Genomic DNA, 12398 nt, shown 5'->3' on the forward strand with positions numbered 1-12398 from the left:
AATGACAGGAGTGTGACGCGTGCTGGAACGTCTGTCATGGAAAAGGCTCGTCTTTGAACTGATCTTATGCTGTATTCCGGCCCTCATTCTGGGGGCTATTTTTGGCTATCTGCCGTGGTTTTTACTGGTGGCCGTGACGGGGTTGCTCGTCTGGCATTTCTGGAATTTACTGCGTCTTTCCTGGTGGCTGTGGGTCGACAGAAGTATGACACCCCCGCCGGGAAGCGGGAGCTGGGAACCGCTACTCTACGGCCTGCACCAGATGCAGATGCGTAATAAAAAGCGCCGTCGTGAGCTGGGAAGCCTGATAAAACGCTTTCGCAGCGGCGCGGAGTCGCTGCCGGACGCAGTGATCCTGACGACGGAAGAAGGGACCATCTTCTGGTGCAATGGCCTCGCACAGCAGCTGTTGGGCCTGCGCTGGCCGGATGATAACGGTCAGAACATCCTCAACCTTCTGCGCTATCCCGAGTTCACGCTGTATCTGAAAACGCGTGATTTTAGTCGTCCGCACAATTTGAAGCTCAATAACGGCCGCCATCTTGAAATTCGCGTGATGCCCTACAGCGATCGGCAGTGGCTGATGGTGGCGCGGGATGTCACCCAGATGCATCAGCTTGAGGGCGCAAGACGTAACTTCTTTGCCAACGTCAGCCACGAGCTGCGTACGCCGTTGACGGTGCTTCAGGGCTATCTGGAGATGATGCAGGAGCAAACGCTTGAGGGGGCGCCGCGTGAGAAAGCGCTGCATACCATGCGGGAACAGACGTTCCGCATGGAAGGGCTGGTCAAACAGCTACTAACGCTTTCAAAAATTGAGGCTGCCCCGTCGCTGGCGCTAAACGACATCATTGATGTGCCGATGATGCTGCGAGTGGTGGAGCGCGAAGCCCAAACGCTGAGCCATAATCAACACACCCTGAGTTTTGATGTTGATAACACGCTGAAAGTGCTCGGCAGTGAAGATGAGCTGCGAAGCGCTATCTCAAACCTGGTCTATAACGCCGTGAATCATACCCCGACAGGGACGCATATCGCGGTGCGGTGGCAGCATACTCCGGCAGGGGCTGAGTTTAGCGTCGAGGACAACGGGCCGGGGATTGGGCCTGAACACCTCCCGCGTCTCACCGAACGGTTCTACCGGGTGGATAAGGCGCGCTCGCGGCAGACCGGCGGGAGCGGACTGGGGCTGGCAATTGTGAAGCATGCCGTCAGCCACCACGAAAGCCGGCTCAATATCGAAAGCACCCTGGGTAAGGGCACGCGCTTTAGCTTCGTGATTCCGGAACGATTAATTGCCAAAAAAAGTGCCTGACAGCGTGTGTGTCAGGCTACCTTTCCACGGGCCAGCGATTGCTGGCCCGTTTGCTTTGCAGTCAAGCGAAACGCGAGTGAATATTATACGGCTGGTGCTTTTTTGTTCGCATGATTAGCCATGAGTTTTTCTTATACATGGCATATTATTTTGGTCTGGATTTTCATGCTGGCATATTGTTCTGGTTTTACGATCCCTTCTTGCCTTTAAACGTTATAAGCGTTTAAATTGCCCCCCATATACTGTCAGACCGACTGTATTTGCGTGGTAAATCGAAAAACTATTCTTCGCCACGCCTGGACGGGAGCATATCCCGCTGAAATTGAGCAAATTTTCCGCTGTATCGTCCCGTCAGGGATGGCGAAAATCTCAACGTATTCAACACCACATCCACAGGCAGTAAGGTTTTATGACCCATCACTTGAAATCGCGTGACATTATCGCGCTGGGCTTTATGACATTTGCGCTGTTCGTTGGCGCAGGTAACATCATTTTTCCTCCAATGGTTGGCTTACAGGCGGGTGAACACGTCTGGACGGCTGCGTTTGGCTTCCTGCTTACTGCCGTGGGCCTGCCGGTACTGACCGTTATCGCGCTGGCGAAAGTCGGTGGCGGTGTGGACAGCCTCAGCACCCCGATTGGCAAAGTGGCTGGCGTTCTGCTGGCAACCGTCTGCTATCTGGCCGTTGGCCCGCTGTTCGCGACCCCGCGTACGGCGACCGTCTCCTTTGAAGTGGGTATTGCCCCGCTGACCGGTGACGGCGCGATGCCGCTGTTTATTTACAGCCTCATTTACTTCGCCATCGTGATTCTGGTTTCTCTCTATCCGGGCAAACTGCTGGATACTGTGGGTAACTTCCTGGCACCGCTGAAAATTGTGGCGCTGATTGTGCTGGCGGTTGCGGCCATCGTCTGGCCTGCGGGGCCCATCAGCTCCGCGATGGACGCCTACCAGAACGCGGCGTTCTCAAACGGTTTCGTGAACGGCTATCTGACGATGGATACGCTTGGCGCGATGGTGTTTGGTATCGTTATCGTTAACGCCGCGCGTTCCCGCGGGGTGACCGAAGCGCGTCTGCTGACTCGCTACACCATCTGGGCTGGCCTGATGGCCGGTGTCGGCCTGACGCTGCTGTATCTGGCGCTGTTCCGTCTGGGTTCAGATAGCGCAACGCTGGTCGATCAGAGCGCAAACGGCGCGGCGATCCTGCATGCTTACGTGCAGCACACCTTTGGTGGTGCAGGCAGCATGCTGCTGGCGGCGCTGATTTTCCTGGCCTGTCTGGTGACGGCGGTGGGTCTGACCTGCGCCTGCGCGGAGTTCTTCGCTCAGTATCTGCCGCTTTCTTACCGCACGCTGGTGTTTATCCTCGGCATCTTCTCCATGGCGGTGTCAAACCTCGGTCTGAGCCACCTGATTCAGGTCTCAATTCCGGTGCTGACGGCGATATATCCGCCATGTATCGTGCTGGTAGTGCTGAGCTTCACCCGTCCGTGGTGGCATAACTCCACGCGAATTATTGCGCCAGCCATGTTTATCAGCCTGATTTTTGGTATCCTTGACGGGATCAAAGCATCAGCATTTGCAGAAATCCTGCCAGCCTGGACACAGCGTCTGCCGCTGTCCGAGCAGGGCCTGGCCTGGCTGATGCCTTCCGTTGTAGCGCTGGTTCTGGCGATTATCTGGGACCGTGCGGCAGGGCGTCAGGTGACATCCAACGCCCATTAATCAACGGCAACAAATTGTTTAACCACGGGGCTTAAGGCCCCGTGGTTTTTTGTTTTTTTCGTGTTGAATGGCAAGATTTTAATGGAAAGCACTAACAAACTTAAACGTGGATTGAGCACCCGCCACATCCGCTTTATGGCGCTGGGCTCGGCTATCGGTACCGGTCTTTTTTATGGCTCGGCAGATGCCATCAAAATGGCCGGTCCAAGCGTTCTGCTGGCCTACATCATCGGCGGCGTGGCGGCGTATATCATCATGCGCGCCCTTGGCGAAATGTCGGTTCACAACCCCTCTGCCAGTTCCTTCTCCCGCTACGCGCAGGAAAATTTAGGCCCGCTGGCCGGGTTTATCACCGGCTGGACCTACTGCTTCGAAATCCTGATTGTTGCCATTGCCGATGTGACGGCGTTTGGTATCTATATGGGGGTCTGGTTCCCCGCCGTGCCGCACTGGATCTGGGTGCTGAGCGTGGTGCTGATTATCTGCGCCGTTAACCTGATGAGCGTGAAGGTGTTTGGCGAGCTGGAGTTCTGGTTCTCCTTCTTCAAGGTCGCGACCATTATCATCATGATCCTCGCCGGTTTCGGCATTATCATCTGGGGTATCGGCAACGGTGGACAGCCAACCGGCATTCACAACCTGTGGAGCAACGGCGGCTTCTTTAGCAACGGCTGGCTCGGGATGGTCATGTCGCTCCAGATGGTCATGTTCGCCTATGGCGGAATCGAGATTATCGGCATCACCGCCGGGGAAGCAAAAGATCCGGAGAAGTCTATTCCGCGCGCCATCAACTCGGTGCCGATGCGCATCCTGGTGTTCTACGTGGGCACGCTGTTTGTGATTATGTCCATCTACCCGTGGAACCAGGTGGGCACCAACGGCAGCCCGTTTGTCCTGACTTTCCAGCATATGGGCATTGCGTTTGCCGCCAGCATTCTCAACTTTGTGGTGCTGACCGCCTCGCTGTCGGCCATCAACAGTGACGTGTTCGGCGTGGGCCGTATGCTGCACGGCATGGCGGAGCAGGGCAGTGCGCCGAAGGTGTTTGCCAAAACGTCGCGTCGCGGTACCCCGTGGGTAACGGTGCTGGTCATGACCGTGGCGCTGCTGTTCTCGGTCTACCTGAACTACATTATGCCGGAGAACGTCTTCCTGGTGATTGCGTCGCTGGCGACCTTTGCGACGGTGTGGGTGTGGATCATGATCCTGCTGTCGCAGATTGCGTTCCGTCGCCGCCTGTCGCCAGAAGAGGCCAAAGCGCTGAAGTTTAAAGTGCCGGGCGGCGTGCCAACGACCATTGTCGGTCTCATCTTCCTGGTCTTCATCATTGGCCTGATTGGTTATCACCCGGATACCCGTATTTCCCTGTACGTGGGCTTCGCGTGGATCGTCCTGCTGCTGGTGGGCTGGATGTTTAAATGTCGCCGCGATCGTCAGCTGGCGGAAGCACAGTAACATTCTTTTCCCCTCTCCCCGTGGGCTGAGGGTTCCCCACAAATTAATGCGAGCACTGATCAATCCCCTCGCCCCTCCGGGGAGAGGGTTAGGGTGAGGGGAACATAAGGCGGTGGTGGTCATTCCGTTCACTTTATGTTCCTTGCTACTCTGTAACGACATGACCGGTGAACGTGCCAGGGTGGCTCAGTCGCCACCACCCTGGCGACCCGGGCTCCCGGCGGTAAATCGCCGCTTCGCGGTGCCCTCGGCTTATTCCTTCCGGCTTATCGGGTACGGGCGGAGGCAACGTCCCTGTAAAGCCGCCCTCTCGGCGCATCCCTGCGCCTCGCCCCGGCCGGAAGGCAAACGCCTCAGCGATTTACAGCCGGACCAGGGCATCGCTGACAGCCCTCAGTCATTTAGAAAGCAACTTTATTGCTTCTGCATAAAAAAATTACTGGGGATCCCTCAGCCCCGTGGGAGAGGGTTAGGGTGAGGGCATCAGGCCGCACTGATGCCTCCTCCCCCGTCCTCCTCCCCCAATAAATCCCATCATGGTGAGCTATCCTTAACAACCCTGTGGCAAGGTGACGTCAATTTCATCAAAGGGGATTCGTGATGTTAAACGCCTGGCACCTTCCGGTTGCCCCATTTGTTAAGCAAAACAAAGACAACCTTGTGATTACGCTCTGGCTGGCAGGGGAAAATCAGCCTGAACGTGTGACCCTGCGCGCCGAAGTGGATAACGAAGAGACATCGCTGAAAATGCACAAGGTGCGCAGCCAGCCTCAGCCGGGTATTACGGCGTGGCGGGCGAATATCGATTTGCGCAGCGGACAGCCGCGTCGCCGCTACGGCTTCAAGCTGCTGTGGAACAACCGCCAGTTGTGGTTTACCCCGCAGGGCTTCAGCCGTTTCCCTCCGGCCAGGCTGGAGCAGTTTGCCGTGGATCACCCGGATAACGGCCCGCAGTGGGTTAACGATCAGGTCTTTTACCAGATTTTCCCGGACCGCTTTGCGCGCAGTGAAAAGCGCACCGCCGACCAGGACAAGGTTTATTACCATCATGCGGTCGGTCACGACATCATTCTGAAAAAATGGGACGAGCCGCTGACCGCCCAGGCGGGGGGATCGACCTTTTACGGCGGCGATCTCGACGGTATCAGCGAAAAACTGCCGTACCTGAAAAAGCTTGGCGTGACGGCGCTGTACCTGAACCCGGTGTTTAAAGCGCCAAGCGTTCACAAATACGATACGCAGGACTACCGCCACGTTGACGAGCAGTTTGGCGGTGACGAGGCGCTGCTGCGGCTGCGCCACAACACGCAAAAAGAGGGTATGCGCCTGATCCTTGATGGCGTGTTCAATCACAGCGGTGATTCTCATGCGTGGTTCGACCGTCACAATCAGTCGATGGGCGGCGCATGCCATAATCCGGATTCCCCCCAGCGTGACTGGTACATTTTTGACGAGAATGGCCGCGCCCTGGACTGGCTGGGCTACCCGAGCCTGCCGAAGCTCGATTTCCAGTCGTCAACGCTTGTGAATGAAATCTACGGCGGCGAAAACAGCATCGTGCGCCACTGGCTGAAAGCGCCGTGGAATATGGACGGCTGGCGGCTGGACGTGGTGCATATGCTGGGTGAAGCAGGCGGGGCGCGGAATAACCTTCAGCATGTCGCCGCCATTACCCGGTCGGCAAAAGCGGCCCGGTCGGAAGCATTCGTCTTCGGGGAGCACTTTGGCGACGCGCGTCAGTGGTTGCAGGCAGATGCAGAAGACGCGTCGATGAATTATCGCGGCTTCACCTTCCCGCTGTGGGGCTTCCTCGCTAACACCGATATCTCTTACGATCCGCAGCATATTGACGCCAAAACCTGCATGGCGTGGATGGAGAACTATCGCGCTGGCCTGTCTCATCAGCAGCAGCTTCGGATGTTTAACCAGCTCGACAGCCACGATACCGCGCGCTTTAAATCGCTGCTGGGTAAAGATGTGGCGCGTCTGCCGCTGGCGGTGACCTGGCTTTTCACCTGGCCGGGCGTGCCGTGCATCTATTACGGAGATGAAGTGGGGCTGGACGGTAACAACGATCCGTTCTGCCGCAAAACCTTCCCATGGGAGCCTGAAAAGCAGGATCAGAATCTGTTCAGCCTGTACCAGCGTATGGCGACACTACGCAAGCAGAGCCAGGCCCTGCGCTACGGGGGCTGTCAGGTGATGTACGCCCAAGATAATGTGGTGGTGTTTGTCCGCGTCTACAACCAGCAGCGCGTGCTGGTGGCGATCAACCGGGGTGAGGCGTGTGAAGTGGTGCTGGAAGATTCACCGCTGCTGGCCGGTAAAACGTGGAAGAGCAAAGAGGGGAAAGCGACGTTACAGGAGAACGTGCTCACGCTGCCGGCGATCTCCGCTACGGTCTGGTTCGGCAGCTAAGCGCAGGCAGCATGGTTTTCACCTTTTAGATGGCGCAAATGCAACTACTTGTGTCAATCTTAACGGATCTTTTACGGTGAAGGTGGAAACATGGACGAGCTTTACATCCTTGGCTGTTTGTTCCTGGTTTTTGCGCTGGTCGTGGCCCCCGTGCTTGCGGTGATAGGCTTTAATCGAAGCACGGCGGCGCGGCAGGAGATCGCCCGGCTTCGCCAGCGCATTGAGGCGCTTGAGCAGCACGGTGTAGCTGAGAAAGCGCCGGAGCCGGTGCAGACCGCCGCGCCAGTGGAGACACCAGCGCCGGTGCCAGAGGCCGTTAACGCACCTGTCGATCCCTGGCGTCCCGAACCGCCCGTCACTGAAGCAGAACCTGCGCCTGTCCCGGCGGCAAAATGGCCTTCCGCCTTTGGCGGCATCCTGTCCTCGCTGACGCGCTGGTTTATGCAGGGCAATCCGCTGGCAAAACTGGGGATTGTACTGCTCTTCCTCGGCCTCTCTTTCCTGCTGCGCTATACCGTTGAACATTCACTGTTTCCGCTTGAGCTGCGTCTTGCCGCCACGGCGCTGTTTGCCATGGGTCTGCTGGCCGTTGGATGGCGGCTGCGGCACAGGCAGCGGATCTACGCGCTGATCCTCCAGGGCGGGGCGACCGGCGTGCTTTACCTGACCGTCTTTGGCGCATTCCGGCTGTGGCAGATGCTGCCGATGACGCTGGCGTTTGCGCTGCTGGTGGTGATTTGCGCGGCGAGCGTCGGGCTGGCCGTGCTGCAAAAGGCGCTGAGCCTTGCCATGCTGGCGAGCCTGGGCGGATATCTTGCGCCGCTGCTCCTGTCTACCGGGGGCGGTAGCTTTGTGGCGCTGTTCTCCTTCTATCTTCTGCTCTCCACCGGCATTCTCGTCATCAGCATCTGGCAGCACTGGCGCGAGCTCAACCTGCTCGGGCTGTTCTTCACGTTTGGCGTTGGCGGAGTGTGGGGGCTGAGCGACTACCAGCCTGAAAACTATGTTATCTGTCAGCTGTTCCTGATTGCCAATACGCTTATTTTTGGCGTGTTTAGCGTAGCGCTGTCGCTGCGGGCGCAGGAAAAAGGCAAACAGATTATTGACGGCGTACTGCTGTTTGCACCGCCGCTGATTGGTTTTGGGATGCAGTACGGCATGACGTCGCACTGGACGTACGGCCCGGCGCTCAGCGCGCTGGGTTATGGTGCGTTTTATCTCTCACTGGCGTTCCTCGCGCTGCGACGTTACCCCTCCATTGGGCGACCACTGATTATGGCGGCGCTGGCGATTGGCGGCGGGTTTGCCACGCTTGCCATTCCGCTGGCGCTTTCGGCGCGCTGGACGGCGATGGCCTGGGCGCTGGAGGGGCTGGGTATCCTCTGGCTGGGCGTGCAACAGCAGCAGCGGCGTATGAGCTATAGCGGGACGGCGCTGCTGGGGCTGGCGCTCGGCAGCGCGATATGGGCGCAGATGGACGGCGTCACCTCCCTGAGTCTGCTGCTTATTTTCGCAGTGCTCAGTCTTTGCTGGCTGGCTGCGGCCTGGCTGTGGCAGAAAATCGTGCTGTCGGGCAGTTGGGCGCTGTTGGTCGGTGGGCTGCTGTTCTGGTTAGTGGCGCAACTTGGTGCGTCGCAACTGATCCTCAAGAAAGAATTATCGGTTCTGGCGGGCGTGCTGGCGCTGACGGCGGTGTCGGCCTGGGGATGGCGGCAGGCTGCCGCTCGTCTGGCATGGCGGGAGCTGGATGCCAGCAAATGGCTGCTGTGGCCGGTGATGCTGCTGATGGTGCTTTATCAGGTCTGGCAACAGCAGATGCTGGCAGCCGGCTGGGCAAATCTGGCCTGGGCTATTGCGCTGCCTGCCGCCCTGATGATGCTGCGGCGCGACGAAGATAAACTTCTTCCGCGCATCGCAATGGGGCTGCATCTGTCGCTGTTGTGGATGATTTTACTCGCCATGGCCGCCGAGCTTTACTGGTTTGCCCGCTCCCTGCCATGGGGCATGGCGGCCTGGGGAAGCGGCATTGCGATGGCTGTCGGCGGTGGGGTGATTATGGCGCTCTCCGCGGCCGTACGGCGTCGCGGGTGGCCGTTCCGGGTATGGCCTGCGCTCTACGCCTGCCTTGCCGTGATCCCTGTGGTTGTGGCGCTGGTGGTATTGCTGGTCGTGACCAATTTCCAGGACGGGGTAGTCTATCGACAGACCTGGCTGCCGCTGGTGAACCCGCTTGAGGAAGGGGCGGCGTTCGCGCTGCTGGGGCTGGTGGTGTTTTATCGGGCAGTGGATCGCCACTATCCGGCATCGCTTGCGCAGTCCCGACCGTGGTCCGCCGTTGTGCTGATGGCGCTTGGCTTCTGGTGGCTCAACGGCGCGCTGCTGCGCGCGCTGGCGTGGTACGGCGAGGTGGCCTGGAACATGGAGTCGCTGTGGCATTCGCGGCTTATCCAGACCACCTTTGCCCTGTTCTGGATGTTCTGCGCGCTGGTGGTCATGATCCGCGCCACCCGTCAGGCCTCCCGTCAGCAGTGGCTTGGCGGTGCGGCGCTGCTGGGGGTGGTCATGCTCAAACTGATGCTGGTGGACAGCGCGGGCGGTGGCGGCCTGGCGCGTGCTGTCGCGTTTATTGGCGTGGCGATCCTGGTCCTGATTGTGGGCTATTTCTCGCCGCTACCGCCTAAAGCAGGAGAAGAAAAATGAAATGGATGAAATCGGTTGTTTGTGCGGCACTGCTGGCCGTGGCCGGTCCGGCATTCAGCGAGGGCGCGCCGGTGGAATCCCCGCGGGATTATGCCTATGGCCTGTCCCTTGATACCTCTGCCTCTTCGCCGTGGTATCGGGTCATGCTGCCGCTGGCGGTTTATCAGCAGAGCACATCGCCCGATCTGCGCGACGTGCGCGTGTTTAATCAGTCGGGCGAGCCGGTACCGTTCAGCCTGGTTACCACGACGCGTCCGCAGCCGGCACCGACCACCACGGCGCTGCGCCTCTTTGCGCTTAACGCCTCGCCGGGTGGGGAAGAGGGCAGTGGCGATAAAATTATGTTACGTGCCAGAAACGGCGTGGAGATTGTGCTGGAAGGGCAACACGGGGCGGCTGCCGGACAGCACTATCTGCTGACCCTGCCGGAAAACGCGACGCAGGTTCCGCTCTCTCAGCTCCAGCTTTTCTGGGACACGCCGCAGGGCTCGTGGCAGGGGACGGCATCGGTCTATTACAGCGAGGATCTGAAAAACTGGTATACCCTGCGCGAAGAGATGCCCCTGCTGGACGTGATGAGTGGACAGGATCGCCTGAAGCTCGACCGCATCGATACCGATCTGGTGTTATCTCCTGAGGCGAATCGCTATCTGCTGCTGGTGCTGAACACGGGGCGTTCAGCCCTGACGTTAACCGGCGTCAACGCGATTAACGCTCCTGCGCAGACGGAATCAGAGCACATTAGCCTGGCGGGAGAGGGGGAGCGGCTATCCGATAGCGAAGCCGTGTGGCGCTGGACGCATCCGCAGCCTCTGAGTGCGATCGCCTTCATGCTGAATGGCGACGGTGTTCTCCCGGCAGAAATAGCCTGGCGGGGGGCGGACAAGGATCGGTGGCATACGCTGAAAAAAGAGGTGATCTACCAGCTCGGCGGCAAAACGTCTGAACCTGTTCCGCTCCCGGGCGGGCTGGTCGAGGCGGTAAAAATCAAGACCTTCAATGCGCGTTTGCCAGAGAACCTGCCGGGCGTGATCGGGCAACGCGTGCGCTATGATCTGGTGTTCAACGCGCAGGGGAAGGGGCCGTATCTGCTTGCGTGGGGGAACGGGGCTGCGAAACCGGCAAGCGTGGAGACGGATATGCTGATCCCGACCGAACTGCGTAAAACCTACGCTCTGGCAGCCCTGCCGATGGCGGATACGCTGGAACCTGTCCCGCTGGGCGGCGAGGCGCGTTTAACCGCGACGTCTGCGGCTGAGCAGGAAAGCAGAATGAAAACGCTGATGGTCTGGGGCGTACTGATCGTCGGGGTGATGGTGCTTGCGGGTATGGCATGGCGCATCTGGCGCGAGGTCAAAAAAGACGGCGCAGCATAAGCTATAAAAAAACCCGCGTAGTCGCGGGTTTTTCGTAAACCGTGCCGATTACAGGCTGGATACGTTCTCAGACAGGTATTTAGCTACGCCGTCAGGGGAAGCCGCCATACCTTCTTTACCTTTTTCCCACTGAGCGGGGCACACTTCACCGTGCTCTTCGTGGAACTGGAGCGCGTCAACCATGCGCAGCATTTCGTCAATGTTACGACCCAGCGGCAGATCGTTCACAACCTGGTGACGAACGATGCCGTTCGCGTCGATCAGGAAAGAACCACGCAGCGCAACGCCAGCGTCCGGATGTTCGATACCGTAAGCCTGCTGGATTTCACGTTTGATGTCCGCAACCATCGCGTATTTCACCGCACCGATGCCGCCGTTTTCTACAGGGGTGTTACGCCATGCGTTGTGTACAAATTCAGAGTCGAAGGAGACGCCAACCACTTCCACGCCACGCTTCTGGAATTCTTCGTAACGTTTGTCGAACGCGATCAGCTCAGACGGGCAAACGAAAGTGAAGTCCATTGGCCAGAAGAACAGAACGGTCGCTTTACCGTTGGTGTGCTGTTTGAAGTTGAAGTTTTCAACGATTTCACCGTTGCCCAGAACGGCGGCAGCTGTAAAATCCGGAGCCGGACGAGTTACCAGAACCATATGATTCTCCTGTAGATACTAAGGTTATTTGGAACGCAACGCGGGCCAGTATAGAGGCAGCGCGGGAATAAGACAAAGAGGTGGTAACAATCGTTCCACCAGCTTTTACCTATCAATCGAACCGGCATCACAGTTCTTTATTTTTCGCCTGCGCCATCATGCGCGGGTAGAACTGCCAGAAGCGCGTTTCCAGCGCGTCATAATGTTTGTCCAGGTCGTGCCAGGAGTCGCGCAGCGCGTCCAGACGCGGTCGACGGCTGGCCATGCCGTTGAGCACGTTCTGAATGAAATCCATCTCGCGGTAACGCTCCAGCCAGCGTTCAGACCACAGATAGTTATTCAGATTCACAAAGCGCGGTGGGGAGTCCGGCAAAATGATCGACACCTGCGCGTGGGCGTAGCGCACAAACTCAGGCAGCGACATATCAGGCGACAGCTGGGACCAGTGGCGCGACAGGAAATGATCCCACATGACGTCGAGCGTGATCGGCGCCACGCGTCGCGTTTCGGGGCGGAACCAGGCTTTGGCTTCCGTCACTTCCGGCAGGTTATCGGTCAGCACGTCGATGCGGCGGTGCATAAAAATCCCGTCGATAACCTCGGGGGAATAATCTTCCGCGGGGTTGCCGCGTACGAAATCGGCCAGCAAATTGCCGGAGAGGGAGCTGTCCGCGAGGTGAGCGAGATGCAGGTGAGCGAGAAAATTCATGCGTTTTATTCGTCCGGTGGCGGCTAGTTGTTGCAGCAAAAGGGT

The 12398-nt window shown here is 58.4% G+C and carries 8 protein-coding genes; 6 read left to right on the plus strand and 2 right to left on the minus strand.

What is annotated here, in order from left to right; all coding sequences use genetic code 11:
• Positions 1–19 precede the first annotated feature (19 nt).
• From phoR to ACOTXC_RS08590, 6 genes are all read left to right on the plus strand, one after another.
• A complete protein-coding gene (gene phoR / locus ACOTXC_RS08565; protein WP_023299433.1) occupies positions 20–1315 on the plus strand; it encodes a phosphate regulon sensor histidine kinase PhoR in 1296 nt (431 codons plus the stop codon).
• 409 nt (positions 1316–1724) lie between these two features.
• Positions 1725–3044: a branched-chain amino acid transporter carrier protein BrnQ gene (gene brnQ / locus ACOTXC_RS08570; RefSeq protein WP_003859118.1), complete on the plus strand. Its 1320-nt coding sequence runs from the start codon at positions 1725–1727 to the stop codon at positions 3042–3044.
• Positions 3045–3125: 81 nt separating this feature from the next.
• Positions 3126–4499: a proline-specific permease ProY gene (gene proY / locus ACOTXC_RS08575; protein ID WP_017383160.1), complete on the plus strand. Its 1374-nt coding sequence runs from the start codon at positions 3126–3128 to the stop codon at positions 4497–4499.
• A 600-nt stretch (positions 4500–5099) separates the two neighbouring features.
• The gene (gene malZ / locus ACOTXC_RS08580; RefSeq protein ID WP_336196450.1) at positions 5100–6917 is read left to right on the plus strand and encodes a maltodextrin glucosidase; all 1818 of its coding nucleotides are present in this window, start codon (positions 5100–5102) and stop codon (positions 6915–6917) included.
• 90 nt (positions 6918–7007) lie between these two features.
• Positions 7008–9617: a DUF2339 domain-containing protein gene (locus ACOTXC_RS08585; protein ID WP_336196449.1), complete on the plus strand. Its 2610-nt coding sequence runs from the start codon at positions 7008–7010 to the stop codon at positions 9615–9617.
• Complete coding sequence (locus ACOTXC_RS08590) at positions 9614–10993, plus strand: DUF3999 domain-containing protein (RefSeq protein ID WP_421767568.1); 1380 nt, start codon at positions 9614–9616, stop codon at positions 10991–10993. Before ACOTXC_RS08585 ends, ACOTXC_RS08590 begins: the two co-directional genes overlap by 4 nt.
• Before the next feature lie 48 nt (positions 10994–11041).
• On the opposite strand, the gene ACOTXC_RS08595 is transcribed toward ACOTXC_RS08590, so the two are convergent.
• Both ACOTXC_RS08595 and acpH read right to left on the minus strand, forming a co-directional pair.
• Positions 11042–11644, minus strand: coding sequence for a peroxiredoxin C (locus ACOTXC_RS08595; protein WP_003859113.1), 603 nt, complete (start codon positions 11642–11644; stop codon positions 11042–11044).
• A 127-nt stretch (positions 11645–11771) separates the two neighbouring features.
• Positions 11772–12353: an ACP phosphodiesterase gene (gene acpH, locus ACOTXC_RS08600; RefSeq protein WP_022647220.1), complete on the minus strand. Its 582-nt coding sequence runs from the start codon at positions 12351–12353 to the stop codon at positions 11772–11774.
• Between the last annotated feature and the right edge of the window lie 45 nt (positions 12354–12398).

It is taken from the genome of Enterobacter cloacae complex sp. IR5428 (genome assembly GCF_049238585.1).
Classification (GTDB): Bacteria; Pseudomonadota; Gammaproteobacteria; order Enterobacterales; family Enterobacteriaceae; genus Enterobacter; species Enterobacter intestinihominis.

Coding starts and splice junctions, on each gene's coding strand:
- ACOTXC_RS08590 (WP_421767568.1), top strand. CDS start 9,614: ATGAAATGGATGAAATCGGTTGTTTGTGCGGCACTGCTGGCCGTGGCC.
- ACOTXC_RS08585 (WP_336196449.1), top strand. CDS start 7,008: ATGGACGAGCTTTACATCCTTGGCTGTTTGTTCCTGGTTTTTGCGCTG.
- acpH (WP_022647220.1), bottom strand. CDS start 12,353: ATGAATTTTCTCGCTCACCTGCATCTCGCTCACCTCGCGGACAGCTCC.
- brnQ (WP_003859118.1), top strand. CDS start 1,725: ATGACCCATCACTTGAAATCGCGTGACATTATCGCGCTGGGCTTTATG.
- proY (WP_017383160.1), top strand. CDS start 3,126: ATGGAAAGCACTAACAAACTTAAACGTGGATTGAGCACCCGCCACATC.
- malZ (WP_336196450.1), top strand. CDS start 5,100: ATGTTAAACGCCTGGCACCTTCCGGTTGCCCCATTTGTTAAGCAAAAC.
- ACOTXC_RS08595 (WP_003859113.1), bottom strand. CDS start 11,644: ATGGTTCTGGTAACTCGTCCGGCTCCGGATTTTACAGCTGCCGCCGTT.